The sequence below is a fragment of the Streptococcus sp. CL6.22 genome, assembly GCF_049738055.1.
GTDB classification, from domain to species: Bacteria; Bacillota; Bacilli; order Lactobacillales; family Streptococcaceae; genus Streptococcus; species Streptococcus mitis_DJ.
Genome location: NZ_JBKOTV010000007.1, coordinates 89,751 through 114,935, shown reverse-complemented (window position 1 = coordinate 114,935; position 25,185 = coordinate 89,751). Strand labels below are relative to the sequence as shown.

The following is a 25,185-nucleotide window of genomic DNA, read 5'->3' as shown; positions in this document are numbered from 1 at the left end:
TTGGATGGAGATTTTATGAAGAAAATTGGGATTTATTTGGTTTATGTGCTAGCTGTTGTCTTTATTATGCTGGCTTTTGCTTGTGGAACAATCGCATTTGCAGAGCTGGGGTATTCCGCAGTTTTAGTCTTTACTTTTGGTTATGCCTTCGCTCTTCTAAGCATGTATTTAATCTTTATTCTTCATGAGCTGGGACATGCTTTTTGTGGCTACTTGACAGGCTATCGGCTGGTGGCTTTTGGATTAGGACATTTTATTTTGACCAAAAAGTCAGGCAAGTTTCGTCTTAGTAGAACAGCCATTCTGAAAAATGTTGGTGCTCAATACATTGGTTTAAAAGAGGATGAAAGCGATCAAAGAATCATCCTGATGCTTTCAGGAGGCTTGATGGTTCATCTCAGCTTGATATTATTGGCGATAGTGTTTGGGTTTTTGACAAGAAGCTGGTATTTTGCAGGGACTTGGATTTTTCTTAATTTGTCTTTCTTCCTAAATAACATTTTGCCAGTCGGCATCACCGATGGAGCAAAAATTTGGGAATTGCTACAACACCCTGAAAATACGAAATACGCCTACCTGATGTTGAGGCATTCTGCCCAGACCTTGCTAGCTCCTCAAGAATATGATTTAAAAGACTTTATCATGCCTGTTGATGAGGAGGTGAGAGGGAGTTTTGCAGAAAGTGTTCAGACTCTTCAGGGGTTGGTATTCATATTGGATGATAATATAGAACTTGCAAAGCAACAGTTTCAGTCTGTGTTAGATAAAACAGACAATCCAATGTCTAAAACTAGTTCTCAATTATACCTTCTTCAAGTTGCTCTGATGGAAGGAGATAATAAGAAGGCGGAAGAATATGCAAGTATTCGAGGAGTCAAATCCTTTTTATCTCTAAAAACAGCAGATATGCAGGTCATTCAAGCTTGGTATCAATTTAAGGTAAAGAAAGATGTAGTTCAAACTCACAAGGCTATGAAGATTGCTAGACAGAAAATGAATAGCAGTCGGATGTTACGGGATGAGAAAAGCTATTATCAAAACTGGTTAGCTGAGCTGGAAAAAGGAATTAACCGAAGGAGTCTAATATGGAAATAGAACTTACTGATTTCCAAGGTTGCAAGATTGCCTTATTTTGTGGTGATAAGCTACTGGTCATCTTGCGTGATGATAAGGAAAATATCCCTTGGCCCAATATGTGGGAGTTGCCGGGTGGTGGCCGTGAAGGGGACGAAAGCCCATTTGAATGTGCGGCGCGTGAAGTTTATGAAGAACTGGGGATTCATCTGACTGAGGATTGTCTGCTTTGGAGTAGGGTTTATCCAAGTGTGCTCTATGAAGGTCGGTACTCTGTCTTTATGGTTGGTCAGCTAAGACAAGAACAATTTGACAATATTACCTTTGGAGATGAAGGACAGGGCCATCAGCTGATGAATGTCGAGGAATTTCTTAGCTCCAGTCAAGCTGTACCTCAGTTGCAAGAGAGATTAAAAGATTATTTAAAAGTAAGTGATTAGAAAGGATGGTTCGGTTAAATTTCTAAACTGAACCCGCCCTAAACACTGTGCCAAAAAGATAAACTTCTCTTAGACACAAGCGTCTTCAGAGAATTTCCTATTTTGGCTTTGTGTTTTACGGGCTTGGTATCTTAATAATGGAAACATGGCAAGAGTTAAAAGTTACAGTTAAGCGTGAGGGAGAGGAGTTAGTTTCTAATCTCTTGATTGAGCTGGGAGCTCAAGGAGTCGCAATCGAAGACAGCATGGACTATGTGGGGAATGTGGATCGTTTTGGTGAGATTTTCCCAGAGGTCGAGCAACAGGAAGAAATTGTAGTGACGGCCTACTACCCTGATACGGTTGATGTAGCAACGGTTGAGTCAGATTTGCAGGCTCGTCTCGCGGAACTAACTGATTTTATGGACTTGGGAGAGGTCAAGATGGGGACGACTGCCTTGGCTGAGGAAGACTGGGCAGACAACTGGAAGAAATATTATGAACCAGCTCGTATTACTCATGATTTGACCATCGTGCCGTCTTGGACAGACTATGAGGCGACTGCTGGGGAAAAGATTATCAAGCTGGATCCTGGTATGGCCTTTGGAACAGGAACCCACCCAACTACCAAGATGAGCCTTTTTGCCTTGGAGCAGGTCCTTCGTGGTGGCGAAACGGTGCTGGATGTGGGGACTGGTTCAGGGGTTCTCTCTATTGCCAGCTCGCTGCTTGGTGCCAAGGAAATCTTTGCCTACGACCTGGATGATGTGGCAGTTCGGGTTGCTCAGGAAAATATTGAGCTCAATCCTGGCATGGAAAACATTCATGTAGCCCCAGGTGATTTGCTTAAGGGTGTGGAGATTGAAGCAGATGTCATCGTGGCTAATATCTTGGCGGATATCCTCATTCATCTGACGGATGATGCTTACCGCTTGGTCAAGGATGAAGGATACCTGATCATGAGTGGGATTATCAAGGACAAGTGGGACATGGTGCGCGAGTCGGCTGAGTCAGCTGGATTTTTCCTTGAAACCCACATGATTCAAGGGGAATGGAATGCCTGCGTCTTCAAGAAAACCAAGGATATTTCCGGTGTGATTGGAGGCTAGCATGCAACAGTATTTTGTCAAAGGCAGCGCAGTCTCTCCTGTCACTATCGAGGACAAGGAGACCAGCAAGCATATGTTTCAGGTCATGCGCCTGAAAGAAGATGATGAGGTTACCTTAGTCTTTGATGATGGGATTAAGCGATTGGCGCGCGTGCTAGATGTGGGAAATCGTCAGTTTGAGTTGGTCAAAGAGATAGCTGAAAATGTGGAACTACCAGTCCAAGTGACCATCGCATCTGGCTTTCCCAAAGGAGACAAGCTGGAGTTTATCACTCAAAAAGTAACCGAACTGGGTGCCAGCCAGATTTGGGCCTTCCCTGCCGATTGGTCGGTCGCCAAGTGGGATGGCAAGAAATTGGGTAAAAAGGTTGAAAAACTAGAAAAAATTGCCCTTGGAGCAGCAGAGCAAAGTAAGCGTAATGTTGTTCCCAGTATCAAGCTTTTTGAGAAAAAAGCAGACTTTCTAGCCCAACTTGACCAATTTGACCGCGTCGTAGTGGCTTATGAAGAGTTGGCCAAAGAAGGAGAAAGCGCCGCGCTTTTACAAGCAGTTACTGAACTCGAGGAAGGAGACAAATTGCTCTTTATCTTTGGTCCAGAAGGTGGTCTGTCACCTGCGGAAATCGAGAGTTTTGAAGCTAAGGGAGCAGTCTTGGCAGGACTTGGCCCTCGCATTTTGCGAACAGAAACCGCACCGCTTTACGCTTTATCAGCCCTTAGTGTTTTATTAGAATTAGAGAAATAAGAGGAAGAAAATGGAACAAAAACACCGTTCAGAATTTCCAGAGAAGGAACTTTGGGATTTAACAGCCCTATACCAAGATCGTGAAGATTTCTTGCGTGCAATCGAGAAGGCTCGAGAAGACATCAATCAATTTAGCCTTGATTACAAGGATAATCTTCATACTTTTGAGGATTTTGAAAAGGCCTTTGCGGAATTGGAACAAATCTACATTCAGATGAGCCATATTGGCAACTATGGTTTTATGCCTCAGACGACAGACTATAGCAATGACGAATTTGCTAATATCGCCCAAGCTGGTATGGAATTTGAAACAGATGCCAGTGTAGCCTTGACCTTTTTTGACGATGCTTTGGTGGAAGCTGATGAGGAAGTCTTGGACCGTTTAGGTGAATTACCTCATTTGACGGCGGCCATTCGTCAGGCCAAAATCAAAAAAGCCCACTATCTAGGGGCTGATGTGGAGAAGGCCTTGACCAATCTTGGTGAAGTTTTCTACAGTCCGCAGGATATTTACACTAAGATGCGAGCTGGGGATTTTGAAATGGCCGACTTTGAAGTCAATGGCAAGACCTACAAAAACAGCTTTGTCACCTATGAGAATTTCTACCAAAACCATGAGGACGCTGAGGTCCGTGAGAAATCATTCCGTTCCTTCTCAGAAGGACTGCGTAAGCACCAAAATACGGCTGCTGCAGCCTATCTAGCTCAGGTTAAGTCTGAAAAACTATTGGCAGATATGAAGGGATATGACTCTGTCTTTGATTATCTTCTGGCTGAGCAAGAAGTGGACCGTGCCATGTTTGACCGCCAGATTGACCTCATCATGAAGGATTTTGCGCCAGTTGCTCAGAGATACCTCAAGCATGTTGCCAAGGTTAATGGTCTTGAAAAGATGACCTTTGCAGACTGGAAATTGGACTTGGACAGCGCCCTTAATCCTGAAGTGACTATTGACGACGCCTACGATTTGGTCATGAAGTCAGTCGCACCTTTGGGGCAAGAATATTGTCAGGAAGTTGCTCGCTATCAAGAAGAGCGCTGGGTGGACTTTGCTGCCAATAGTGGCAAGGATTCTGGCGGTTATGCGGCGGATCCATATCGCGTGCACCCATATGTCCTCATGAGCTGGACAGGCCGTTTGAGCGATGTCTATACCTTGATTCATGAAATCGGTCATTCTGGTCAATTCATCTTTTCAGATAATCACCAGAGCTACTTCAACGCCCATATGTCGACTTACTATGTCGAAGCACCATCAACTTTCAATGAATTACTTCTCAGTGACTACTTGGAGCACCAGTCTGACGACCCTCGTCAAAAACGCTTCGCTCTGGCTCACCGTTTGACAGATACCTACTTCCATAACTTTATCACTCACCTTTTGGAAGCAGCCTTCCAGCGTAAAGTGTATACATTGATTGAAGAAGGAGAAACTTTCGGAGCAAGCAAACTCAACAGCATTATGAAGGAAGTTTTGACCGATTTCTGGGGAGATGCCATTGAAATCGATGATGATGCAGCTTTGACTTGGATGCGTCAAGCTCACTATTATATGGGCTTGTATAGTTACACTTACTCAGCAGGACTGGTCATCTCGACTGCAGGTTACCTCCATCTGAAACATTCAGAAACTGGAGCTGAAGATTGGCTCAATCTCCTCAAATCAGGTGGTAGCAAGACACCGCTTGAGTCAGCTATGATTATCGGAGCAGATATCTCTACAGATAAACCACTTCGTGATACTATCCAGTTTTTGTCAGACACAGTTGACCAGATTATCGCCTACAGTGCCCAGTTGGGAGAGTAAATTAAAAGAGTCTGGGACAAAAGTTTAACCTTAAATATAAAAAACGAACAAAACGAGTTATCTGACACTCAGAATTCTGTCTTGTTCGCTTTTTTTCTAATCTATCGATTTTAAAAATTTAAAATAAAGAATTCCTAAAATCAAAATTTTTTGTCCTAGCCTCTTAAATTATCCCCAAAAGCTATCTTCTTCAGCTTGATCTGAAGAGAAGAGCCAAACTTCTTTGATTTTTCCGTCTTCAATACGGAAGAGATCAATCCCGTTCATATTGAGTTCAGTACCATCAGCCCGTGTTCCAAGAAAAGTAACATTGGCTGCGATTAAATTCTTATTGTCAGAAACCCAATTTGTTATCACCTTAAAGGTTCCATTAGTTTTCTCAGCAAATGTAGCCAGGTGAGTTCCTAGCTTGTCCTTACCAACAACTGAACCAGATAGACTATGATTACCAGGTTGATGCCAGACAATATCGTCTGCCATCGTTTCAAAGACACCAGGAAAGTCACCAGCAATTAAAGCTTGGTTATAAGAATTGAAAATTTCTAAGTTTGTTGACATATCTATTCTCCATTTCTTTTTTATGATATAATTGTAACAGTTACAAATAAAAAAACAAGTAGACACTTTTTTGATAGCTAGTATCAAAAGTAGTACTATTATTGATACTAAAAGATAAATTTTTTTAAAAAAATAGAAAGAAGATATTTTATGACAAATAAAGTGAGTGAGTATGGTATTTGTCCATTTGCGACAACTCAGAGGGTTTTAACGGGGAAATGGGCACTGGTAATCATTTATCAGTTGAGTACGGGTACCAAACGATTTAAAGAATTGCAGAGATTATTGCCTGGGATTACTCAAACTATTTTGACCCGTCATCTCCGTCAATTAGAAAAGGATAAGATTGTTCAACGAAAGGTCTATGCCGAAGTTCCACCACGAGTTGAGTACAGCTTAACCGAAATGGGGCAGGAATTCAGAGTTGTTTTAGATGCTGTCGAGAAATGGGGTCTAGATTATATCAAGTTGCTAGAAATGTAGAGGTATTGACCATGTATCAAGAGGTACTTAGAAAAATAGCAGAAGAAAAAACAAGTTATCATGAGGAAGAAATCCAATGGTTGCTTGATCATTTGGGAGATTCTTCTCCAGAAATTCGCGATGACCTTGTTTTTATAAGCTTTGCTAGAGGGATTCAGGAAGAGCTATTTACACAGGAACAATTTTATTTCATTGCTGAGGAAATTTTATCTGATGGAGGATTATATAAAGAGATTGATAAGGTAGGCTTGTCAACCCTTGAACGTTCTTTTAGGGCGCTTATTTATGCAAATCTCTTGTCTGCAGATGCCAACCAGCAATCGATTTTTTATCAGGGATTAAAAGCAGAAATTCGTAATGTCCTTTTAAATCAAGGTTTGCACTATCTTTCAAAAGAAAAGGATACAACGGGTTTTTCAAGTCAGTATGGTTGGGTTCATGCTTTTGCACATGGAGCCGATTTACTGACAGAGGTGGTTTGTCATCCAGACTTTCCTAAAAACAGGGTTCATGAAGTATTTGAGATACTTGGCCAACTATTTAAAAGAATGTCCATTCGTTTTACAGATGATGAGGATTGGCGTTTAGCAAGAGTAATCTATGAACCTATTTTACAAGGGAAGTTGGAGCAAGAGCAAGTAGCTTCTTGGATAAAAGCTGTTGACTTTCCGATAGAAGAAAGGGAAGATTTTTATAAATTTTCCAACTTCAGATCCTGTCTGTTGGAAGTCTATGTCCAACTTGACCAGAGAAATAGTTTACAAGATGACTTGAAAGAAGCCATCCAGTCTTTTCAATACTAGGGATAAGCTAATATTATTTATTGAAAGAGTTTCTATTGTATCCTCCTAACTAATAATGAAAACTAATAAAAGAGGTTGAATCATTTTCCAACCTCTTTTCCTGTATCTTAATGGAATTGCATACCACCATCAACGATAATGGTTTGTCCTGTAATGTAGTTTGAATCTGGCCCTGCAAGGAAGCTGACAGCAGCAGCCACATCTTCTGGTTCAGATAGGCGTTTTAGGGTAATATCTTTTGCAAATGTCTGCATACCCCACTCGTCATCTTTTCCTGCATTTTTACCAACTTCATGAGCGATATCGTACATCATTGGTGTTTTCACAATACCTGGTGCGTAGGCGTTAACAGTGATACCTGAGTCTGCTAAATCACGGGCTAATGTTTGCGTAATTCCGCGAACAGCAAATTTGGTTCCACCATAAACAGTTAGATTTGGATTACCGACTACACCAGCTTGAGAAGTTGCGTTGATAATTTTACCTCCGTGGCCAAGTGCTTTAAATTGCGCTTGTGCAGCTTGTGACCCCCAAATGACACCACCAACGTTGATACCGAAAGTACGTGTAAATTGTTCCTCAGTAATTGTATCAAGAGGAGTAGTTGGAGCAACACCAGCATTATTTACGACAACATTCAAATCACCAAAATGGTCAACAACTTTTTGAAATGCTTGGGCAACTTCTGCCTGTTTCGAAACATCAGCTACGACAGCAAAGGCATTTTCAGCTGATAATTCGGCAACAGCCTTTTCGGCTGTTTCGGGATTGTAGTCTAAGACTCCTACCTTAAAGCCATCTTGAACCAATCGTTTCGCAATTGCAAAACCGATTCCTTGACCTGCACCTGTGACAATAGCAACTTTAGACATATGATTCCTCCTTGGTATTCACGATACCATTCAAACGTTCATAAAAGAACAGCAAAGGTTTACAAATGAGCTTTTATAATGGGTTTTGTAACCCCTATCAAAACTACGCTATTAGTATACACCTTTGAAAAAAATGTTTCAAATAAACACTACCGTTTTTACAGAATTTTAACCTGAAATTTCCAATCAATTTTCTTGAAACCCTTTCCTACTTTTGATAGACTAGTATCTAGTTTTTGAAAAAAGGAGAAAGAAAATGAAAAAATTTGTTGCTGAATTAATCGGTACGTTCATGCTTGTGTTCATTGGGACAGGAGCTGTTGTTTTTGGAAATGGTCTTGATGGCCTTGGTCACCTTGGAATCGCCTTTGCCTTTGGTTTGGCAATCGTAGTTGCAGCCTACTCAATCGGAACTGTTTCAGGTGCTCACTTGAACCCAGCTGTTTCGATCGCTATGTTTGTAAACAAACGTTTGTCATCTTCAGAGCTTGTCAACTACATCCTTGGTCAGGTTGTTGGAGCTTTCCTTGCGTCAGCTGCGGTATTCTTCCTCTTGGCTAACTCAGGCATGTCAACTGCTAGTCTTGGTGAAAATGCCTTGGCAAACGGTGTCACTGTCTTTGGTGGTTTCTTATTTGAAGTCATCGCAACTTTCTTGTTTGTCTTGGTTATCATGACTGTGACATCAGCAAGCAAGGGAAATGGCGCGATTGCTGGTTTGGTAATTGGTTTGTCCTTGATGGCGATGATTCTTGTTGGATTGAATATCACTGGGCTTTCAGTAAATCCAGCCCGTAGCTTGGCACCAGCTGTCTTGGTAGGTGGCGCAGCTCTTCAACAAGTTTGGATTTTCATCCTTGCGCCAATCGTTGGTGGTGTTCTTGCAGCCCTCGTTGCGAAAAACTTCCTTGGGACAGAAGAATAATTGAAATTCAAAAAGCCTTGCTCCTCATTTTGAGGAACAGGGCTTTTTCGTATGAGTTTAACGGTTATCAATTTTCTCTGGATAAAGGTCGTGTTGGAAGAGGCGTTGTTCTGCCAAGCCTTCATACTTAGTTCCAGGCTTACCGTAGTTGTAGTAGGGGTCAATTGAGATGCCACCGCGAGGAGTGAATTTTCCCCAGACTTCTAAATAGCGAGGGTCTAGCAAGTTGACCAAGTCTTTCCCGATGGTGTTGATACAGTTTTCGTGGAAATCTCCATGATTTCGGTAGCTAAAGAGGTAGAGTTTGAGGGATTTTGACTCCACACAGAGCTTGTCAGGGATGTAGGAAATATAGATAGTCGCAAAGTCTGGCTGAGCAGTGATTGGGCAAAGTGAGGTAAATTCAGGACAGTTAAATTTGATGAAATAGTCATTTTCCACATGACGATTGTCAAAGGATTCGAGGACTTCTGGTTGATACTCGAAAATGTAGTTGGTTTCTTTGTTGCCTAGTAGGCTGAGGTTTTTCATTTCTTCTTGTTGTGACATGATTTTTTCTTTCTAATTTTAAACACCACGTTGGTTGTCGTAGAGGAGGGTATGGAGTTGAGGAAGGACGCGGACATTGCCCCAGCTATCGTCAGCAGCGACGCGTTCCCAGAGTTCTTTGAGACGGTCCAGTTGGTCTTGGACAATATTACCCGTAGCCTTGGGCTCAGGATTTCCTGCTGATAAAAAGAGAACATCTGGTTGGTAGCGCTCTTGAATCCCTTTGGCAAAGGCCAAATCGACATCGTCAAAGACAGGGATTTTAAAGGTGACCTTGTCTGGCTCTAGTTGGGAAACGACAAAGTCCAAGGTTTCAAAGTTGACTTCCATCTTGGATGAAGGAGGTTTGGGACTCAGAGTGACCTGGTCGATGTCTTTTAACCAATTTTGCCAGCGGGAGCCTTGGGTCTCAACAGCTAGAGTGACACCACGTTCCTTGAGTTTGGTTACTAGCTCAGCCATGTTGGCTGCTAGGATAGCAGGATTTCCCCCAGATAGGGTTACGTAGTCGTAGCTTCCTAGTTTATCCAAGGTAGCAATAACCTCGTCAGCAGTCATACGAGTTGGCTTTTCAGATCCATCCCAAGTAAAGGCAGAATCGCACCAGTCGCAGTGGTAGTCGCAGCCAGCAGTGCGGACAAACATGGTTTTCTGCCCGATTGCACGGCCTTCGCCTTGAAAGGTTGGGCCAAAAATTTCTAGAACTGGTAGTTTGAGGACACGTTCCCTAGTCATCTAACCACTCCCGTCTAAACTCCGCAAAGGCAGTCGGAGTCTCATAGAGGCGAACGTATTCCAAACGGAGACCGCGCTCGTCTGGCAACTCTTGACTCATAGTTTGGAAAATCCAGTAAACCATATTTTCAGCAGTCGTGTTCATATAGGGCAGGGTCTCATTGAGATAGCGATGATCCAAGTGGGGCTCTAAGTAGTTCTTGTATATCGCTTTGATATCTCCGAAATCGTAGGTCATGCCACGTTCATCTAAAAATCCACTGACAGCAATCTGCAAATGATAGGTGTGGCCATGAAGGGACTTACATTTTCCTTCATAGTGAAAGAGGTGGTGGGCAGCATCGAAAGTGAATTCTTTTGAAACTAAGGTTCTGTGAGGATTGTAGACGAGAGACTCCCCAGTTTCCTGTTTGATTTCTTTGGGAGCAAAAAACATTAGCCCTCTCCTTTCTGTGAAAGATAAACATCTAAACCATGCTGACGTAAGTGACAGGCTGGACAATCCCCACAGCCACTTCCGATAATCCCATTGTAGCAGGTCAAGGTCTTCTCACGAACGTAGTCAAAGGCACCGAGTTGGTCTGCTAATTCCCAAGTTTCAGCCTTGTCTAGCCACATGAGAGGCGTTTGGATAACAAAGTCGTAATCCATGGCAAGGTTGAGAGTGACATTGAGAGATTTGACAAAGACATCTCGACAGTCAGGGTAGCCTGAGAAGTCTGTCTCGCAGACACCTGTCACGATATCTTTAATCCCACGTTGCTTGGCAAGAACTGCTGCAAAGGATAGAAAGAGGTGGTTGCGGCCGTCAACAAAGGTATTGGGAAGCTCTCCCTCTTTTTGCTCGATTTCCATATCAGAGGTCAGGGCATTTTCAGTGATTTGTCCCAGCAGAGACATATCTAGGATGTGATGACGAATACCTTGTTCCTTAGCGATTTCTTCAGCAACTTGAATTTCAAGATGATGGCGTTGGCCGTAGGCAAAGGTGACGGCTTCGATTGTTTCATAGTGTTCTTTAGCCCAAAAGAGGCAGGTTGTGGAATCTTGACCGCCGCTAAAGACGACCAAGGCTGAATGACGTTTCATAGTACTCCTTCTAAAATGAGAAATGTTCCGAGCACGCAAAAAGCTCCCTTGAGGGGAGCTAAAAAATACCAAGTAGAGGTTTTTTTTAGCGATGGCATGTCCCAAACATCGTAATATTCTACCTACAGTTTAGCATATTTTTTGAAAAATGGCAAAGGGCAAGAAAAAAGAGACCAAATAAAGCACTTGGTCTCTCGTGTGATTAGCTCAATTCAGCAACGATGGCCTTGATTTGTTCTGCAGTATGTACTCCAGCAACTTGTTTTACCACTTGGCCGTCTTTTTTGAAGAGAAGAGTTGGGATAGACATGATTCCAAAGGCACGAGCTGTGTTTGGATTTTCGTCAACGTCCATTTTAACGATTTTCAAGACATCTTCTGAAAGTTCTTCAGACAATTTGTCCAAGATTGGACCTTGCATACGACATGGACCACACCAAGTTGCCCAGAAGTCTACCAAGACTAAACCGTCTTTTGTTTCTTGTTCGAATGTTGCATCTGTAATTGCTTTTGCCATTGTATTTCTCCTTTTTAATTATATTGGCTTAAATCTTGTTTCATGAGATAGAAGAAGACATCTCCATAAGTCCCATGGTAGTCCAAATCATGACCGTTGTAAGTTAATTTTTGGACTGGGTAGTAGTCTGCGAGGCCGATAAGGCAAGCTTGTTGTGAACGATCAAAGTCGTCATAAGATTCGAACGTTATAGTTCTTTCGTTCTTGCTGGCATCTAGATAGGTAATTTCAATTATTTTAAAAACTCCTTTGTTTAATGATGACTTTATTTTACTCCTTGTAAAAGAGAATGTCAAGAAAAATGATTGCGCACGCAACTTTTTTCTAAAATCATCTTAAATCAAGAAATCCAAACCTGTTTCCAAGCTTTCTTCGACAGCCTTCTGTAGAGAGGCCAGTGTCTTTTGCCCATCACTTGTCAGGCAGATAAAGCTAGAACGTCTATCTTGATCACAACACATGCGACTAAGTAGACCGCAGTTTTTCTCTTCCAAGCGAGCCACCATCCGAGAAACAGCGCTCGGGCTCAGATGAAGTTTATCTGGCAGGTCAATCTGGCGTAGAGATTTTTCTTGGGCCAAGTCCAGATAGTAGAGCAGGTAAAACTCTTTCAAGGTCAGACTTTGGTCACTCTGCTGGGCAATGGTCTCTTCTAAGAGACCTTCGATTTCTTTCTGACGCCGATTGAAGTCAAACCATTTTTCCAAATAGGTCATTGCTTTCTCCTTTCTTTTAAAAGTAAAAATCACAAAGTCATTACTGATTATCTTTGTAACACAAGATGATTGCGCATGCAATGATTATACTACTTTTAACTAATCCTTGCAAGAGAGAAGAATTTCAATATTTCCTTGAAATTTTCTGAAAAAAGAGTAAACTGGTATGCAAGAAGTCTATTTCGTGGAGTTTAGGATGAAATTATATGTTCAATTAATGATTCTCTTTGTGATTTCTCTTATCGGAGAGGGAATTTCTAGTTTCTTTCATCTGCCCATCCCAGGCAGTATTATCGGTTTGATTATTCTCTTTCTAGCCTTACAGTTCAAGTGGCTAAGGACCAGACATGTCAACATGGTTGGAAATTTCTTGCTGGCCAATATGACCATTCTCTTTTTGCCGCCAGCAGTGGGTATCATGGAAAAGTTTGATGTGATTGCCCCTTATCTTTTACCCATCGTCTTGATTGTCTTTTTTGCGGCTGTCATCAACATTATCCTTATTGCCCTAGTGGTTCAGTTTATCAAGAGACGATTTGAGGGAGATTATGAGAAAGGAGATGCCAAATGAGCGAATTTGTATCCAATCCTCTGTTTGGGATTGCATTATCTATCCTAGCTTATCTAGTGGGGATGTTGATTTACAGACGTTTTCCCCATCCTTTGACAACGCCCTTACTTTTGTCAGCTGTTTTCATTATCATCTTTCTAAAAGTGACGGGTATTTCTTACCAAGATTACTACCAAGGTGGGGTTTATTTGAACAACTTGATTGTCCCATCGACCGTGGCTCTAGGGATTCCGCTTTACAAGAGTTTTCATTTGATGAAGCACCATGCTCGGAGTATTCTCTTTGGTAGTTTGTTAGCGGTAGTGGTCAATACCTCTTTCACAGCCCTTGTAGCTAAGATTTTTGGAATGGACTTTTTCCTAGCCATTTCTCTCTTTCCTAAGTCAGTAACAACCGCCATGGCAGTTGGGATTACAGAAAAATTGCAAGGCTTGACGACTGTGACCTTGGTTGTTGTGGTGGCGACTGGGATTTTAACCAGTGTCATCGGCCCAACACTTTTGAAGTGGTTGAAAATAGATGATCCAGTAGCTGTTGGTCTTTCCCTTGGAGGAACAGGTCACGCAGTCGGAACAGGCACAGCCTTTCGATACGGTTCTGTAGCAGGAGCCATGGGTGGTTTGTCTATCGGTGTCACCGGTATTCTCTATGTCTTTGTCAGCCCTATTGTAGCCAGTTTGATATTGAGTTAAATCAAAACCCAGCTTTTTAGCTGGGCATTTTTTATTGTAAATTAACCTTGTTTTTCAAGATATAGTAGGTTCCGAGGTAAAAGATAGCTATGAATATGAGTTCTTCAACAATGCCTACGCTTGCTCCCATATAGAAATTATCATTAAATCCTGCAAGTGAATTAATATAGAAGTTAGTACTGGTATTGAAGAAGACTTCAATAAATCCAATGACGATTTGGATACCAATGTAGGCTGCAACAGCGAGTGCGGTACGGTATTCATTGAACAGTTGTCCGATGGAAATAGCCAAGTAGATGCAGAGGATTCCTGAGATGGTATTTAGTAGGAAGGATACCCCCATAAGAGAGAGTTGAGGAAGGAATGTTCCTACAAGTGGAATCAACTCAGAATTTGATATCCATTCTGGAACCGTTATGGTAACAATAATAAAAGCGCTTAGAACTAGTACAGTGGAGCTAAGGATAGACCAAATGAAGGCTCCAACTAATTTGGCTGTGATGATATGGTGTTCAGAAACTGGCAAGGTCAAGGTCAGATAGCCTTGTCGGTCATAGACACTACCTTTGAATCGTTTAATAATCAAGAAAATGGTTGAAATCCCAAGTGTAATCATCAATCCACCAAAGACGAGAGCCAGAAAGAAAAGTAAGACAGGTTGGCTATCTTTGAAAGATACATAATTATAGTAGTGTACTTGCATTCCTATGAGAACGGAAAGAACTAGCACGGCAGCGTAAAGGGCTAAATACCACTTGTTAACATTTTTAAATTCGTAGCGAACTAAATTCCAAAACATAATAATCTCCTTTGCTTAGGCCTTAAATTCCTGACGGAAGAGTTGGTCAATGGATTCACCTGACTCATAGCGAATATCGTCTACATTACCTTGACGAACGACTTTTCCATCTTTGAGGAAGATAATTTCATCCAAGATTGGCTCGATATCAGAAATCAAGTGGGTAGAAATCAAAACGGTAGAAGTTGGGGAGTAGTTGTTGATAATGGTATTGAGGATATACTCACGGGCTGCTGGGTCCACCCCACCAATGGGTTCGTCTAAAACGTAGAGACGAGCATCACGGCTCATAACTAAAATTAGTTGGACCTTTTCCTTGTTCCCTTTTGATAGTTTCTTGAGACGACTATTTTCATCAATGCCCAGATCTGCAAGCAGATGATGGGCGCGTTCAAGATTGAAATCTTTATAGAAGGTCTTAAAGTAGGTTAGGGCTTCTTTGACCTTCATTTGCTCATTGAGATAGGTCGTATCCGGCAAATAAGCTACGATAGCCTTGGTTGCTGGGCTTGGATCCATGTCGTTGATCAGGACACGTCCTTGATCTGGTTGCAAGAGGCCGTTGATTAGTTTAATCAGGGTTGTTTTTCCTGAACCGTTTGGCCCAAGGAGACCAACAATTTTTCCAGCGGGGATGTCAAGAGAAACATTTTCAAGGGCTGGGGTTGCTCCATAAGATTTGGATACATTTTCAAATGCTAGTAATGACATAGGCTTAAACTCCTTTAATATAATCGCCGACTACGCCTGGTAGTTCTTCTTTTTCATAGCCAAAATGGGTCATGGAGGAAACGAAGTGTTCCAATTCTTCTTCCGATAATTGTTTGCGTGATTGGGCGATCAGCTCTTTATCTTCAGTCACAAATCGTCCAGTTGTGCGCTTGCTGTAGACAAATCCTTCTCGTTCGAGGTCTGACAAGGCTCTTTGGATGGTGTTTGGATTGACACCGGCCTCGCTAGCCAGCTCTCTCACGGTTGGAAGTTGTTGATTGGGTTCCAGTGTATGGGAAACAATCTGAAGCTTGATTTTCTCCATAATCTGTAAATAGATGGGTTTTTTGTTGTCAAATGTCCAGGACATCTTGGTCTCCTTTCTTTTATCTCTTTGTCTTAATTAAATAATACAACAAAACAAAAAACTTGTCAAGCAAAAAGAAGAATTGTTTTGGGAATCGTTTAAAAAATGGTATAATGAAAAGAAAACGATAAGGAGGGAAAGGATGCGTTGTCCAAAATGTGGGGCTACCAAGTCAAGTGTTATCGATAGTCGCCAAGCAGAAGAAGGGAACACCATTCGTAGAAGACGTGAGTGCGATGAATGCCAACACCGTTTTACAACCTACGAACGAGTAGAAGAAAGAACCTTAGTGGTTGTTAAAAAAGATGGCACACGGGAACAATTCTCCAGAGATAAAATCTTTAATGGAATTATCCGCTCAGCCCAGAAACGTCCTGTGTCAAGTGATGAAATCAACATGGTAGTCAATCGTATCGAACAGAAACTCCGTGGTCGAAATGAAAATGAAATTCAAAGTGAGGACATTGGTTCACTCGTCATGGAGGAGTTGGCTGAGTTAGATGAGATTACCTATGTACGTTTTGCCAGTGTCTATCGTAGTTTTAAGGATGTCAGTGAGCTAGAGAGCTTGCTCCAACAAATCACCCAGTCCTCTAAAAAGAAAAAGGAAAGATAAATGAAGCCAATTGACCGTTTTTCTTATCTAAAGAATAATCGGGTGTCGCAAGATACCTCATCTCTGGTACAGTGCTACCTCCCGATTATCGGTCAGGAGGCACTGAGCCTTTATCTTTATACCATCAGTTTTTGGGATAATGGCAGAAAGGAACACCTCTTTTCAAACATTCTCAACCATCTAAACTTTGGGATGGATAGACTGATAAAATCCCTGAAAATCCTATCTGCTTTTAATCTCTTGACCCTCTATCAAAAGGGTGATATCTATAAGCTAGCTATCAATACTCCTCTCTCGACTCAGGACTTCTTGGAACATCCTGTTTATCGCAGACTTTTGGAGAAAAAAATTGGCGATGCAGCTGTGGAGGATTTGAAAGTTGAGAGTGCTGAGGGAGAAGAAATACCTGTCTCACTCAATCAAGTCTTTCCAGACTTGGCAGAACTGGGAAGTCAAGAAGACCTTGGTCTCAAGAAGAAAGTGGCCAACGATTTTGACTTGGACCATTTTCGTCAGCTTATGGCTCGAGATGGGCTTCGTTTTGCGGATGAGAAGTCCGATGTCTTAAACCTCTTTGCCATTGCCGAGGAGAAGAAATGGACTTGGTTTGAGACCTATCAACTGGCTAAGTCAACAGCTGTTTCCCAGGTTATTTCAACCAAACGCATGCGGGAAAAAATCGCTCAAAAACCTGTTTCCTCTGACTTTAGTCCTAAGGAAACGACCATTATCAAAGAAGCCAAAAGTAAAACGGCCCTGCAGTTCTTAGCAGAAATCAAGCAGACACGCAAGGGGACCATTACCCAAACAGAAAGAGAACTCTTGCAACAAATGGCTGGTTTGGGCTTGCTGGACGAAGTTATTAATATTATTCTCTTATTGACCTTTAATAAGGTGGATTCGGCAAACATCAACGAGAAATATGCCATGAAAGTAGCCAATGACTATGCCTATCAAAAGATTCATTCGGCAGAAGAAGCAGTCATGCGAATCCGTGAGCGTGGGCAGAAGAGTCAGGCTCAAAAAGGCAGTAAACCCGGTCCTGCTAAGTCCAATGTACCCAAGTGGAGCAATCCAGATTATAAGAATGAAACCAGCGAGGAAACTCGTCTGGAACTAGAACGTAAGAAACAAGAACTATTAGCTCGATTAGAAAAAGGAGGAGATTAGATGGAAAGTGTCGGAGACGTACTCAAGCGTCAACCTAGCCGTTTTCATTATCAAGATTTGGTCCAGAAAATCATGAAGGACCCTGATGTTGCGGCCTTTATCCAGCAAGAATCCCTCAGCCCAGAGGAATTGAATCGCAGTATCTCCAAATTTAACCAGTACATTACCGAGCGTGACAAGTTTCTACGTGGGGATACGGATTATATTGCCAAAGGCTACAAGCCGATTTTGGTTATGAATCATGGTTATGCGGACGTTTCTTATGAAGAAACTCCTGAACTAATCGCAGCGGAAAAAGAAGCGGCTATTAAGAATCGTCTCAAGTTAATCAATCTGCCAGCCAGTCTTAAGAAAGCTAGTTTAGCTCAAGTAGATTTGGATGATTTGGGGCGCTTGCCAGTTTTTGAAAAGCTATTAGCCTTCGTGGAGCAATATCCAGCTATGCGAAAAGGTCTTTACTTATATGGAGACTTTGGTGTGGGTAAAAGTTTCATGGTGGCTGCCTTAGCCCATGATTTATCAGAAAAACGTGGTGTTTCCTCCACTCTTCTCCACTATCCTAGCTTTGTCATCGATGTCAAAAATGCTATCGGTGATGGCAATGTCAAGACCTTGGTGGATGAGATTAAGCTTTCTGAAGTCCTGATTTTAGATGATATTGGTGCCGAGCAATCAACAGCTTGGGTGCGGGATGAAATCCTGCAAGTCATTCTCCAATATCGGATGCAGGAAAATTTACCGACCTTTTTCACCTCCAACTTCAACTTTGAAGAATTGGAGCAGCATTTTGCTAAAGGGAAACATGGAAATGACGAAACCTGGGAAGCCAGACGCGTCATGGAACGCATCCGTTATTTGGCAGAGGAGACTCGTTTAGAAGGAGTAAACCGTCGATGACAGAAACAATCAAATTAATGAAGGCTCATACTTCAGTGCGCAGGTTTAAAGAGCAAGCCCTTCCTCAGGAAGACTTGACTGAAATCCTGACAGCAGCCCAAATGGCCTCGTCTTGGAAGAATTTCCAATCCTACTCTGTGATTGTGGTACGAAGTCAAGAAAAGAAAGAGACTTTATATGAATTGGTGCCTCAAGAAGCCATTCGCCAGTCAGCTGTTTTCCTTCTCTTTGTCGGAGATTTGAACCGAGCGGAAAAGGGAGCCCGACTTCATACAGACTCATTCCAACCCCAAGGTGTAGAAGGTCTTTTGATTAGTTCGGTCGATGCGGCTCTTGCTGGACAGAATGCCCTGCTGGCAGCTGAAAGCTTGGGCTATGGTGGTGTCATTATTGGCTTGGTTCGATACAAGTCCGAAGAAGTGACAGAGCTTTTTAACCTGCCTGACTACACCTATCCTGTCTTTGGGATGGCGCTAGGTGTGCCAAATGAAGAACATGAAGTCAAACCTCGCTTGCCATTGCATCAAGTAGTATTTGAGGAAGAATACCGAGAACAGTCAACTGATGCAATCCAAGCTTATGACCGTGTACAGGCGGACTATGCTGGGGCGCGTGCGACCACAAGCTGGAGTCAGCGTCTAGCAGAACAGTTTGGTCAAGCAGAACCAAGCTCAACTAGAAAAAATCTTGAACAGAAGAAGTTATTGTAGAAAGTGAGAAATTATGGCCCTACCAACTATTGCCATTGTAGGACGTCCCAATGTTGGGAAATCAACCCTATTTAATCGGATCGCTGGTGAGCGAATCTCCATTGTAGAAGATGTCGAAGGAGTGACACGTGACCGTATCTATGCAACGGGTGAGTGGCTCAATCGTTCTTTTAGCATGATTGATACAGGAGGAATCGATGATGTCGATGCTCCTTTCATGGAACAAATCAAGCACCAGGCAGAAATTGCCATGGAAGAAGCAGATGTTATCGTCTTTGTCGTGTCTGGTAAGGAAGGAATTACCGATGCGGACGAATACGTAGCCCGTAAGCTTTATAAGACCCACAAACCAGTTATCCTCGCAGTGAACAAGGTGGACAACCCTGAGATGCGAAATGATATCTATGATTTCTATGCCCTCGGTTTGGGTGAACCACTGCCTATCTCATCTGTCCATGGGATTGGTACAGGGGATGTGCTAGATGCCATCGTAGAAAATCTTCCAAATGAATATGAGGAAGAAAATCCAGATGTCATTAAGTTTAGTTTGATTGGTCGTCCAAACGTTGGAAAGTCAAGTTTGATCAATGCTATCTTGGGAGAAGACCGTGTCATTGCTAGTCCTGTTGCTGGAACAACGCGTGACGCTATTGATACCCACTTTACAGATACAGATGGTCAAGAGTTTACCATGATTGATACGGCTGGTATGCGTAAATCTGGTAAGGTTTATGAAAATACCGAGAAATACTCTGTTATGCGCGCCATGCGTGCTATTGACCGCTCAGATGTGGTCTTGATGGTCATAAACGCGGAAGAGGGTATTCGTGAATACGACAAGCGTATCGCAGGATTTGCCCATGAAGCCGGTAAAGGGATGATTATCGTGGTCAACAAGTGGGATACGCTTGAAAAAGACAATCACACTATGAAAAACTGGGAAGAAGATATCCGTGAGCAGTTCCAATATCTACCTTACGCACCGATTATCTTTGTATCAGCCTTGACCAAGCAACGTCTTCACAAACTGCCTGAGATGATCAAACAAATCAGTGAAAGTCAAAACACACGTATTCCATCAGCTGTCTTGAACGATGTCATTATGGATGCCATTGCCATCAACCCAACACCGACAGACAAAGGAAAACGTCTTAAGATTTTCTATGCGACCCAAGTGGCAACAAAACCACCAACCTTTGTCATTTTTGTCAATGAAGAAGAACTTATGCACTTTTCTTACCTACGTTTCTTGGAAAATCAAATTCGCAAGGCCTTTGTTTTTGAGGGGACTCCAATCCATCTCATCGCAAGAAAACGTAAATAAAAAAGCAGAATCTGGAATGACATTTCCAGATTTTTTTGATAAAATGAAGTTGAAGAAAGCGCTATCAAAAAGAGGTGTTGATGATGGAACATTTGTTTAAATTGTTAATCTTATTACCCTGTTTTTACTTTTTCAGCTGGATTGAAAAGGCCAACAGAGATAGTAAATTTTTCCCAATTTTTTACTATTTTTACTGGATTTACATCATCCTCTATGCTCTTTTTAGCCTTGCTTGGACAGTTTTTTCAGTCTTGTTTTTCAATATCCTATTGAGAAATGTGGCAGACATCAAGTCTTGGGGCATTTGGCTATTATTACTACTTATTGCTTTTTCCAGTTCTTGGTTAACCTATATCTTTTTCAAAAAAATGCTTCGCTTGAGACGGGAACTGGGGAAGTCTAAAGGTGGAAAGCATTGATTTATATTGGTAAGAACATTTAATAGAATGAAACTAAAGAAAACAATTTTAAAGAGGAGGTGTCGATGATGAAACTGTCGTTTAATTGGTTTCATTTGATACTCTTATTTCCTTGCTTTTACTTTTTTTATTGGATAGATAATGCTGATAGAAACAGTAAGTTTTTCCCCATTATCTACTATTTCTACTGGATTTATATTTCCCTTTTAGCTCTGTTTAGCTTGGATATGACAATTTTTTCATTCTTATTTTTCCCTTTTGTTCTAAATTATGTATCAGATGCTAGTACTTGGGGTGTTTGGTTGCTTTTGATAGTCTTATCTCTAGGCAGTGACTGGTTAGACTATATCTTTTTCAAAAACATGTTTCGCTTGAGACGAGAACTAGGGAAGTCAAAAGGTGGAAGGTATTGATTTATATGGTTTTTATTGATAGGAGGTAGCTTATGACACGTCTAAAATCATTTATTACACAATATTCTAAATTCTATATTGGTTTAGTTCTGTTGATCTGGATTGCTTTCTTCTTTCTTCCTTGGGGCAGTCCGATTCTGGGGGGAAAGATTGACCTCTTCAGCATACAGAAAGTTTTACTAGTTTTTGGAATTATGTCGATTTTGATGGCCTTGCTGTCCAAGAAAGTCAGTCTCTTTGTTTTTGGATTGATCTGCTGTTTTTCTCTTTGGATAAATCTATTTATCCTATTTGCGATTTTGCCGATTTTTGTTGGCAATTAAATCATCATAAAAGTCAGAGAGGTTAGCTTGGAAACTAGCCTCTTTTTCCTTTTCAAAATGGGGATTCTTCCTTGAAAATAATCAGTAATTGTGCTAAAATTAAAAGAACATTCTAAAATATTCGGAATTTAAAGTAAGGAAAAACATGGCTAATATTTTAAAAACAATTATCGAAAATGATAAAGGAGAAATCCGTCGTCTGGAAAAGATGGCTGACAAGGTTTTCAAATACGAAGACCAAATGGCTGCTTTGACTGATGACCAACTAAAAGCAAAAACAGTTGAATTTAAAGAACGTTATCAAAATGGAGAATCACTGGATTCATTGCTTTATGAAGCTTTTGCGGTTGTCCGTGAGGGTGCCAAACGTGTCCTAGGCCTCTTCCCATATAAGGTTCAGGTCATGGGGGGAATCGTTCTTCACCATGGTGACGTGCCAGAGATGCGTACAGGGGAAGGAAAAACCTTGACTGCGACCATGCCGGTATACCTCAATGCCCTTTCAGGTAAAGGGGTTCACGTAGTTACGGTCAATGAATACTTGTCAGAACGTGACGCGACTGAGATGGGTGAATTGTACTCATGGCTTGGTTTGTCAGTAGGGATTAACTTGGCTGCCAAGTCTCCAATGGAGAAAAAAGAAGCCTATGAGTGTGATATTACCTACTCAACCAACTCAGAAATTGGATTTGACTACCTTCGTGATAACATGGTCGTTCGCGCTGAAAACATGGTACAACGTCCGCTTAACTATGCCTTGGTCGATGAGGTTGACTCAATCTTGATTGACGAGGCGCGTACACCTTTGATCGTATCAGGTGCTAACGCAGTTGAAACTAGTCAGTTGTATCACATGGCAGACCACTATGTAAAATCTTTGGACAAAGACGACTATATCATCGATGTGCAGTCTAAGACTATTGGTTTGTCTGATTCAGGGATTGACAAGGCTGAAAGCTACTTCAAGCTTGACAATCTCTATGACATCGAAAACGTAGCTCTTACTCACTTTATCGATAACGCCCTTCGTGCCAACTACATTATGCTTCTCGATATTGACTATGTGGTGAGCGAAGAACAAGAAATCTTGATCGTTGACCAATTTACAGGTCGTACCATGGAAGGTCGTCGTTATTCTGATGGATTGCACCAAGCTATTGAAGCTAAAGAAGGTGTGCCAATTCAGGATGAAACTAAGACATCTGCCTCAATCACTTACCAAAACCTCTTCCGTATGTACAAGAAATTGTCTGGTATGACAGGTACAGGTAAGACTGAGGAAGAAGAATTCCGTGAAATCTACAACATTCGTGTTATTCCGATCCCAACAAACCGTCCTGTTCAACGTATTGACCACTCAGACCTTCTTTATGCAAGTATTGAGGCTAAGTTTAAGGCGGTTGTCGAAGACGTTAAGGCTCGTTACCAAAAAGGTCAACCTGTCTTGGTCGGTACAGTTGCGGTTGAAACCAGTGACTACATTTCTAAGAAATTGGTCGCAGCTGGTGTTCCTCACGAAGTCTTGAATGCCAAAAACCACTATAAAGAAGCCCAAATCATCATGAATGCTGGTCAACGTGGTGCCGTTACTATCGCAACCAACATGGCCGGTCGTGGTACTGATATCAAGCTTGGTGAAGGGGTTCGCGAATTGGGTGGACTTTGTGTTATTGGTACAGAACGTCATGAAAGCCGTCGTATCGATAACCAGCTTCGTGGACGTTCAGGTCGTCAAGGAGACCCAGGTGAGTCACAATTCTACCTATCTCTTGAAGATGACTTGATGAAACGTTTTGGTTCTGAACGCTTGAAGGGAATTTTTGAACGTCTCAACATGTCTGAGGAGGCCATTGAGTCTCGTATGTTGACACGTCAAGTTGAAGCGGCGCAAAAACGTGTCGAAGGAAATAACTACGATACCCGTAAACAAGTCCTTCAATACGATGACGTCATGCGTGAACAACGTGAGATTATCTACGCTCAACGTTACGATGTTATCACTGCAGATCGTGACTTGGCACCTGAAATTCAGGCTATGATCAAACGCACGATTGGTCGTGTCGTTGATGGTCATGCGCGTGCCAAACAAGATGAAAAACTAGAGGCAATTTTGAACTTTGCTAAGTACAACTTGCTTCCAGAAGATTCTATTACTATGGAAGACTTGTCAGGCTTGTCTGATAAGGCCATCAAGGAAGAGCTCTTCCAACGTGCTTTGCAAGTTTACGATAGTCAGGTTTCAAAACTACGCGATGAAGAAGCAGTTAAAGAATTCCAAAAAGTTTTGATTCTACGAGTGGTAGATAACAAGTGGACAGACCATATCGATGCCCTCGATCAATTGCGTAACGCGGTTGGACTTCGTGGCTATGCTCAGAACAACCCTGTTGTTGAGTATCAGGCAGAAGGTTTCCGTATGTTTAATGACATGATTGGTTCGATTGAGTTTGATGTGACACGCTTGATGATGAAAGCACAAATTCATGAACAAGAAAGACCACAAGCAGAACACCATATCAGTACAACAGCGACCCGCAATATCGCTGCCCACCAAGCAAATATACCAGAAGATTTGGATTTGAGCCAGATTGGAAGGAATGAACTTTGCCCATGTGGTTCTGGTAAGAAGTTTAAAAACTGTCACGGTAAAAGACAATAAAATGAGATAGTTTAGAGGCGGATACCTTGTGAAAAGTAAATTTTTACTTGGTATCCGTTTGATTTATAAGGAGATGAGTTATGGTATTTACAGCAAAAAGTCCTAAAATTAATATTGAAGAAGTTCGTGCCTTATCAAAATTAGAAGGCCAAGCTTTGGAGAGAAAATCTCAGCGCGATCAAGAGCTAGAAGCCATTATACGTGGAGAAGACCAGCGAATTCTCTTGGTAATCGGGCCATGCTCATCTGACAATGAAGAAGCTGTTCTTGAATACGCTAAGCGTTTGGCAGCTTTGCAAGAAGAAGTGGCAGACCGTATCTTTATGGTTATGCGTGTTTACACTGCCAAACCTCGTACCAACGGAGATGGCTATAAGGGCTTGATTCACCAGCCTAATGCGACAGAAGCGCCTAGTCTTATCAATGGAATCAAAGCCGTTCGCCATCTTCATTATCGTGTTATCACAGAAACAGGTATGACAACAGCTGATGAAATGCTTTATCCTGAAAATCTTCCGCTTGTAGATGATTTGATTTCTTACATGGCGGTTGGTGCCCGTTCAGTTGAAGACCAGCAACACCGCTTTGTGGCAAGTGGGGCAGATTTCGCAACTGGTTTTAAAAATCCGACATCTGGAAATCTCAATGTTATGTTTAATGGGATTTATGCTGCTCAAAACAAACAAAGTTTCCTTTTCCTAGGAAAAGAAGTGGAAACAACTGGGAACCCGCTTTCGCACGCCATTCTTCGTGGAGCAATCAATGAATATGGTAAGAATATTCCTAACTACTACTATGATAATTTGATGGATACTATTGCTCAATATGAGAAAATGGGCTTGGAAAATCCTTTTATCATTGTGGACACCAATCATGACAATTCTGGTAAGCAATATATGGATCAGATTCGAATTGTCCGCCAGACCTTGATTAACCGTGATTGGAATGAAAAAATCAAGCAGTACGTTCGTGGCTTTATGATTGAGTCTTATCTAGAAGACGGCCGTCAGAACGAACCGGAAGTATTTGGCAAGTCTATCACGGACCCTTGCCTGGGCTGGGAGAATACGGAAGCCCTTGTCAGAGAAATCTACCAAACGCTAGGAGAATAAG

32 protein-coding genes are annotated in these 25,185 nt (G+C 41.9%); 20 read left to right on the top strand and 12 right to left on the bottom strand.

The genetic code is table 11. From position 1 onward, the window contains the following. Nucleotides 1–15: 15 nt before the first annotated feature. From ACLNCW_RS04985 to pepF, 5 genes are all read left to right on the top strand, one after another. Nucleotides 16–1,095, top strand: coding sequence for a M50 family metallopeptidase (locus ACLNCW_RS04985; protein WP_424845450.1), 1,080 nt, complete (start codon nucleotides 16–18; stop codon nucleotides 1,093–1,095). After that, complete coding sequence (locus ACLNCW_RS04980; RefSeq protein ID WP_000402088.1) at nucleotides 1,086–1,514, top strand: NUDIX hydrolase; 429 nt, start codon at nucleotides 1,086–1,088, stop codon at nucleotides 1,512–1,514. The genes ACLNCW_RS04985 and ACLNCW_RS04980 overlap by 10 nt, the downstream gene beginning before the upstream one ends. Before the next feature lie 137 nt (nucleotides 1,515–1,651). Next, entirely contained in the window at nucleotides 1,652–2,602 is a 951-nt protein-coding gene (gene prmA, locus ACLNCW_RS04975; RefSeq protein ID WP_424845449.1) for a 50S ribosomal protein L11 methyltransferase, read from the top strand. Nucleotide 2,603: 1 nt separating this feature from the next. Next, nucleotides 2,604–3,347 (top strand): 16S rRNA (uracil(1498)-N(3))-methyltransferase, encoded by a 744-nt coding sequence (locus ACLNCW_RS04970; RefSeq protein ID WP_424845448.1) that lies wholly within the window; start codon nucleotides 2,604–2,606, stop codon nucleotides 3,345–3,347. Between the two features lie 10 nt (nucleotides 3,348–3,357). Further along, nucleotides 3,358–5,154 (top strand): oligoendopeptidase F, encoded by a 1,797-nt coding sequence (pepF, locus tag ACLNCW_RS04965; protein ID WP_424845447.1) that lies wholly within the window; start codon nucleotides 3,358–3,360, stop codon nucleotides 5,152–5,154. A gap of 168 nt (nucleotides 5,155–5,322) precedes the next feature. Here the strand turns inward: pepF and ACLNCW_RS04960 are convergent, their stop codons facing one another. Continuing rightward, nucleotides 5,323–5,712: a nuclear transport factor 2 family protein gene (locus ACLNCW_RS04960; protein ID WP_424845446.1), complete on the bottom strand. Its 390-nt coding sequence runs from the start codon at nucleotides 5,710–5,712 to the stop codon at nucleotides 5,323–5,325. A 150-nt stretch (nucleotides 5,713–5,862) separates the two neighbouring features. Between ACLNCW_RS04960 and ACLNCW_RS04955 the strand changes: the two genes are divergently transcribed. Beyond that, a complete protein-coding gene (locus tag ACLNCW_RS04955; protein WP_000182730.1) occupies nucleotides 5,863–6,195 on the top strand; it encodes a winged helix-turn-helix transcriptional regulator in 333 nt (110 codons plus the stop codon). A gap of 11 nt (nucleotides 6,196–6,206) precedes the next feature. Then, complete coding sequence (locus ACLNCW_RS04950) at nucleotides 6,207–6,998, top strand: DUF2785 domain-containing protein (protein ID WP_424845454.1); 792 nt, start codon at nucleotides 6,207–6,209, stop codon at nucleotides 6,996–6,998. A gap of 107 nt (nucleotides 6,999–7,105) precedes the next feature. On the opposite strand, the gene ACLNCW_RS04945 is transcribed toward ACLNCW_RS04950, so the two are convergent. Then, nucleotides 7,106–7,870: a (S)-acetoin forming diacetyl reductase gene (locus tag ACLNCW_RS04945; RefSeq protein WP_000048147.1), complete on the bottom strand. Its 765-nt coding sequence runs from the start codon at nucleotides 7,868–7,870 to the stop codon at nucleotides 7,106–7,108. 256 nt (nucleotides 7,871–8,126) lie between these two features. Here ACLNCW_RS04945 and ACLNCW_RS04940 point away from each other — a divergent pair, with 256 nt between their 5' ends. Beyond that, entirely contained in the window at nucleotides 8,127–8,795 is a 669-nt protein-coding gene (locus ACLNCW_RS04940; RefSeq protein ID WP_265481902.1) for an aquaporin, read from the top strand. 57 nt (nucleotides 8,796–8,852) lie between these two features. Here ACLNCW_RS04940 and queF read toward each other — a convergent pair whose 3' ends face one another. The 7 genes from queF to ACLNCW_RS04905 form a co-directional block, all read right to left on the bottom strand. Next, on the bottom strand, nucleotides 8,853–9,344 hold the full coding sequence (gene queF, locus ACLNCW_RS04935) for a preQ(1) synthase (RefSeq protein WP_000082587.1): 492 nt from the start codon (nucleotides 9,342–9,344) through the stop codon (nucleotides 8,853–8,855). A gap of 18 nt (nucleotides 9,345–9,362) precedes the next feature. Continuing rightward, on the bottom strand, nucleotides 9,363–10,079 hold the full coding sequence (gene queE, locus ACLNCW_RS04930; protein ID WP_185755672.1) for a 7-carboxy-7-deazaguanine synthase QueE: 717 nt from the start codon (nucleotides 10,077–10,079) through the stop codon (nucleotides 9,363–9,365). Then, nucleotides 10,072–10,515, bottom strand: coding sequence for a 6-carboxytetrahydropterin synthase QueD (gene queD / locus ACLNCW_RS04925; RefSeq protein ID WP_000464575.1), 444 nt, complete (start codon nucleotides 10,513–10,515; stop codon nucleotides 10,072–10,074). Before queD ends, queE begins: the two co-directional genes overlap by 8 nt. After that, entirely contained in the window at nucleotides 10,515–11,168 is a 654-nt protein-coding gene (queC, locus tag ACLNCW_RS04920; RefSeq protein WP_169446427.1) for a 7-cyano-7-deazaguanine synthase QueC, read from the bottom strand. The genes queD and queC overlap by 1 nt, the downstream gene beginning before the upstream one ends. 202 nt (nucleotides 11,169–11,370) lie before the next feature. Beyond that, nucleotides 11,371–11,685 (bottom strand): thioredoxin, encoded by a 315-nt coding sequence (gene trxA / locus ACLNCW_RS04915; protein ID WP_001029581.1) that lies wholly within the window; start codon nucleotides 11,683–11,685, stop codon nucleotides 11,371–11,373. 14 nt (nucleotides 11,686–11,699) lie between these two features. After that, nucleotides 11,700–11,921 (bottom strand): DUF4649 family protein, encoded by a 222-nt coding sequence (locus tag ACLNCW_RS04910; RefSeq protein WP_000570247.1) that lies wholly within the window; start codon nucleotides 11,919–11,921, stop codon nucleotides 11,700–11,702. Between the two features lie 99 nt (nucleotides 11,922–12,020). After that, nucleotides 12,021–12,401 carry a MarR family transcriptional regulator gene (locus tag ACLNCW_RS04905; RefSeq protein ID WP_033630103.1) on the bottom strand — a complete coding sequence of 127 codons (381 nt, stop codon included), beginning with the start codon at nucleotides 12,399–12,401 and terminating at the stop codon, nucleotides 12,021–12,023. 196 nt (nucleotides 12,402–12,597) lie between these two features. On the opposite strand from ACLNCW_RS04905, the gene ACLNCW_RS04900 reads away from it, so the two are divergent. Beyond that, nucleotides 12,598–12,972, top strand: coding sequence for a CidA/LrgA family protein (locus ACLNCW_RS04900; RefSeq protein ID WP_000781325.1), 375 nt, complete (start codon nucleotides 12,598–12,600; stop codon nucleotides 12,970–12,972). Then, nucleotides 12,969–13,664, top strand: a complete 696-nt coding sequence (locus tag ACLNCW_RS04895; RefSeq protein WP_424845445.1) for an LrgB family protein — start codon at nucleotides 12,969–12,971, stop codon at nucleotides 13,662–13,664. The genes ACLNCW_RS04900 and ACLNCW_RS04895 overlap by 4 nt, the downstream gene beginning before the upstream one ends. 31 nt (nucleotides 13,665–13,695) lie before the next feature. Here the strand turns inward: ACLNCW_RS04895 and ACLNCW_RS04890 are convergent, their stop codons facing one another. The 3 genes from ACLNCW_RS04890 to ACLNCW_RS04880 are packed head-to-tail and all read right to left on the bottom strand — an operon-like array spanning nucleotide 13,696 to nucleotide 15,544. After that, entirely contained in the window at nucleotides 13,696–14,463 is a 768-nt protein-coding gene (locus tag ACLNCW_RS04890) for a hypothetical protein (protein ID WP_020903238.1), read from the bottom strand. A gap of 15 nt (nucleotides 14,464–14,478) precedes the next feature. After that, nucleotides 14,479–15,174 carry an ABC transporter ATP-binding protein gene (locus tag ACLNCW_RS04885; RefSeq protein WP_020903239.1) on the bottom strand — a complete coding sequence of 232 codons (696 nt, stop codon included), beginning with the start codon at nucleotides 15,172–15,174 and terminating at the stop codon, nucleotides 14,479–14,481. 4 nt (nucleotides 15,175–15,178) lie between these two features. Continuing rightward, entirely contained in the window at nucleotides 15,179–15,544 is a 366-nt protein-coding gene (locus ACLNCW_RS04880; RefSeq protein WP_000119149.1) for a GntR family transcriptional regulator, read from the bottom strand. Between the two features lie 139 nt (nucleotides 15,545–15,683). Here ACLNCW_RS04880 and nrdR point away from each other — a divergent pair, with 139 nt between their 5' ends. From nrdR to ACLNCW_RS04830, 10 genes are all read left to right on the top strand, one after another. Further along, nucleotides 15,684–16,157: a transcriptional regulator NrdR gene (gene nrdR, locus ACLNCW_RS04875; protein ID WP_001203672.1), complete on the top strand. Its 474-nt coding sequence runs from the start codon at nucleotides 15,684–15,686 to the stop codon at nucleotides 16,155–16,157. Then, on the top strand, nucleotides 16,158–17,327 hold the full coding sequence (locus ACLNCW_RS04870; RefSeq protein ID WP_203213451.1) for a replication initiation and membrane attachment family protein: 1,170 nt from the start codon (nucleotides 16,158–16,160) through the stop codon (nucleotides 17,325–17,327). Then, nucleotides 17,328–18,224 (top strand): primosomal protein DnaI, encoded by an 897-nt coding sequence (gene dnaI / locus ACLNCW_RS04865; RefSeq protein ID WP_203213450.1) that lies wholly within the window; start codon nucleotides 17,328–17,330, stop codon nucleotides 18,222–18,224. It begins immediately after the preceding gene. Then, on the top strand, nucleotides 18,221–18,934 hold the full coding sequence (locus ACLNCW_RS04860) for an NADPH-dependent oxidoreductase (RefSeq protein ID WP_203213449.1): 714 nt from the start codon (nucleotides 18,221–18,223) through the stop codon (nucleotides 18,932–18,934). The genes dnaI and ACLNCW_RS04860 overlap by 4 nt, the downstream gene beginning before the upstream one ends. Nucleotides 18,935–18,947: 13 nt before the next feature. After that, nucleotides 18,948–20,258, top strand: a complete 1,311-nt coding sequence (der, locus tag ACLNCW_RS04855) for a ribosome biogenesis GTPase Der (protein ID WP_001207696.1) — start codon at nucleotides 18,948–18,950, stop codon at nucleotides 20,256–20,258. Nucleotides 20,259–20,341: 83 nt separating this feature from the next. After that, the gene (locus ACLNCW_RS04850; protein ID WP_261084304.1) at nucleotides 20,342–20,677 is read left to right on the top strand and encodes a hypothetical protein; all 336 of its coding nucleotides are present in this window, start codon (nucleotides 20,342–20,344) and stop codon (nucleotides 20,675–20,677) included. A 65-nt stretch (nucleotides 20,678–20,742) separates the two neighbouring features. Beyond that, complete coding sequence (locus ACLNCW_RS04845) at nucleotides 20,743–21,090, top strand: hypothetical protein (RefSeq protein WP_261084299.1); 348 nt, start codon at nucleotides 20,743–20,745, stop codon at nucleotides 21,088–21,090. 32 nt (nucleotides 21,091–21,122) lie between these two features. Next, nucleotides 21,123–21,413: a hypothetical protein gene (locus ACLNCW_RS04840; protein WP_049546543.1), complete on the top strand. Its 291-nt coding sequence runs from the start codon at nucleotides 21,123–21,125 to the stop codon at nucleotides 21,411–21,413. A gap of 145 nt (nucleotides 21,414–21,558) precedes the next feature. Continuing rightward, nucleotides 21,559–24,072 carry a preprotein translocase subunit SecA gene (secA, locus tag ACLNCW_RS04835; RefSeq protein ID WP_004258556.1) on the top strand — a complete coding sequence of 838 codons (2,514 nt, stop codon included), beginning with the start codon at nucleotides 21,559–21,561 and terminating at the stop codon, nucleotides 24,070–24,072. Nucleotides 24,073–24,152: 80 nt separating this feature from the next. Further along, nucleotides 24,153–25,184, top strand: coding sequence for a 3-deoxy-7-phosphoheptulonate synthase (locus tag ACLNCW_RS04830; protein WP_049500894.1), 1,032 nt, complete (start codon nucleotides 24,153–24,155; stop codon nucleotides 25,182–25,184). Nucleotide 25,185: the final 1 nt, after the last annotated feature.

What these genes read in the sequence shown, in the direction of transcription:
- ACLNCW_RS04985 (WP_424845450.1), top strand. Translation starts at nt 16, where the DNA reads ATGAAGAAAATTGGGATTTATTTGGTTTATGTGCTAGCTGTTGTCTTT.
- ACLNCW_RS04980 (WP_000402088.1), top strand. Translation starts at nt 1,086, where the DNA reads ATGGAAATAGAACTTACTGATTTCCAAGGTTGCAAGATTGCCTTATTT.
- prmA (WP_424845449.1), top strand. Translation starts at nt 1,652, where the DNA reads ATGGAAACATGGCAAGAGTTAAAAGTTACAGTTAAGCGTGAGGGAGAG.
- ACLNCW_RS04970 (WP_424845448.1), top strand. Translation starts at nt 2,604, where the DNA reads ATGCAACAGTATTTTGTCAAAGGCAGCGCAGTCTCTCCTGTCACTATC.
- pepF (WP_424845447.1), top strand. Translation starts at nt 3,358, where the DNA reads ATGGAACAAAAACACCGTTCAGAATTTCCAGAGAAGGAACTTTGGGAT.
- ACLNCW_RS04960 (WP_424845446.1), bottom strand. Translation starts at nt 5,712, where the DNA reads ATGTCAACAAACTTAGAAATTTTCAATTCTTATAACCAAGCTTTAATT.
- ACLNCW_RS04955 (WP_000182730.1), top strand. Translation starts at nt 5,863, where the DNA reads ATGACAAATAAAGTGAGTGAGTATGGTATTTGTCCATTTGCGACAACT.
- ACLNCW_RS04950 (WP_424845454.1), top strand. Translation starts at nt 6,207, where the DNA reads ATGTATCAAGAGGTACTTAGAAAAATAGCAGAAGAAAAAACAAGTTAT.
- ACLNCW_RS04945 (WP_000048147.1), bottom strand. Translation starts at nt 7,870, where the DNA reads ATGTCTAAAGTTGCTATTGTCACAGGTGCAGGTCAAGGAATCGGTTTT.
- ACLNCW_RS04940 (WP_265481902.1), top strand. Translation starts at nt 8,127, where the DNA reads ATGAAAAAATTTGTTGCTGAATTAATCGGTACGTTCATGCTTGTGTTC.
- queF (WP_000082587.1), bottom strand. Translation starts at nt 9,344, where the DNA reads ATGTCACAACAAGAAGAAATGAAAAACCTCAGCCTACTAGGCAACAAA.
- queE (WP_185755672.1), bottom strand. Translation starts at nt 10,079, where the DNA reads ATGACTAGGGAACGTGTCCTCAAACTACCAGTTCTAGAAATTTTTGGC.
- queD (WP_000464575.1), bottom strand. Translation starts at nt 10,515, where the DNA reads ATGTTTTTTGCTCCCAAAGAAATCAAACAGGAAACTGGGGAGTCTCTC.
- queC (WP_169446427.1), bottom strand. Translation starts at nt 11,168, where the DNA reads ATGAAACGTCATTCAGCCTTGGTCGTCTTTAGCGGCGGTCAAGATTCC.
- trxA (WP_001029581.1), bottom strand. Translation starts at nt 11,685, where the DNA reads ATGGCAAAAGCAATTACAGATGCAACATTCGAACAAGAAACAAAAGAC.
- ACLNCW_RS04905 (WP_033630103.1), bottom strand. Translation starts at nt 12,401, where the DNA reads ATGACCTATTTGGAAAAATGGTTTGACTTCAATCGGCGTCAGAAAGAA.
- ACLNCW_RS04900 (WP_000781325.1), top strand. Translation starts at nt 12,598, where the DNA reads ATGAAATTATATGTTCAATTAATGATTCTCTTTGTGATTTCTCTTATC.
- ACLNCW_RS04895 (WP_424845445.1), top strand. Translation starts at nt 12,969, where the DNA reads ATGAGCGAATTTGTATCCAATCCTCTGTTTGGGATTGCATTATCTATC.
- ACLNCW_RS04890 (WP_020903238.1), bottom strand. Translation starts at nt 14,463, where the DNA reads ATGTTTTGGAATTTAGTTCGCTACGAATTTAAAAATGTTAACAAGTGG.
- ACLNCW_RS04885 (WP_020903239.1), bottom strand. Translation starts at nt 15,174, where the DNA reads ATGTCATTACTAGCATTTGAAAATGTATCCAAATCTTATGGAGCAACC.
- ACLNCW_RS04880 (WP_000119149.1), bottom strand. Translation starts at nt 15,544, where the DNA reads ATGTCCTGGACATTTGACAACAAAAAACCCATCTATTTACAGATTATG.
- nrdR (WP_001203672.1), top strand. Translation starts at nt 15,684, where the DNA reads ATGCGTTGTCCAAAATGTGGGGCTACCAAGTCAAGTGTTATCGATAGT.
- ACLNCW_RS04870 (WP_203213451.1), top strand. Translation starts at nt 16,158, where the DNA reads ATGAAGCCAATTGACCGTTTTTCTTATCTAAAGAATAATCGGGTGTCG.
- dnaI (WP_203213450.1), top strand. Translation starts at nt 17,328, where the DNA reads ATGGAAAGTGTCGGAGACGTACTCAAGCGTCAACCTAGCCGTTTTCAT.
- ACLNCW_RS04860 (WP_203213449.1), top strand. Translation starts at nt 18,221, where the DNA reads ATGACAGAAACAATCAAATTAATGAAGGCTCATACTTCAGTGCGCAGG.
- der (WP_001207696.1), top strand. Translation starts at nt 18,948, where the DNA reads ATGGCCCTACCAACTATTGCCATTGTAGGACGTCCCAATGTTGGGAAA.
- ACLNCW_RS04850 (WP_261084304.1), top strand. Translation starts at nt 20,342, where the DNA reads ATGGAACATTTGTTTAAATTGTTAATCTTATTACCCTGTTTTTACTTT.
- ACLNCW_RS04845 (WP_261084299.1), top strand. Translation starts at nt 20,743, where the DNA reads ATGATGAAACTGTCGTTTAATTGGTTTCATTTGATACTCTTATTTCCT.
- ACLNCW_RS04840 (WP_049546543.1), top strand. Translation starts at nt 21,123, where the DNA reads ATGACACGTCTAAAATCATTTATTACACAATATTCTAAATTCTATATT.
- secA (WP_004258556.1), top strand. Translation starts at nt 21,559, where the DNA reads ATGGCTAATATTTTAAAAACAATTATCGAAAATGATAAAGGAGAAATC.
- ACLNCW_RS04830 (WP_049500894.1), top strand. Translation starts at nt 24,153, where the DNA reads ATGGTATTTACAGCAAAAAGTCCTAAAATTAATATTGAAGAAGTTCGT.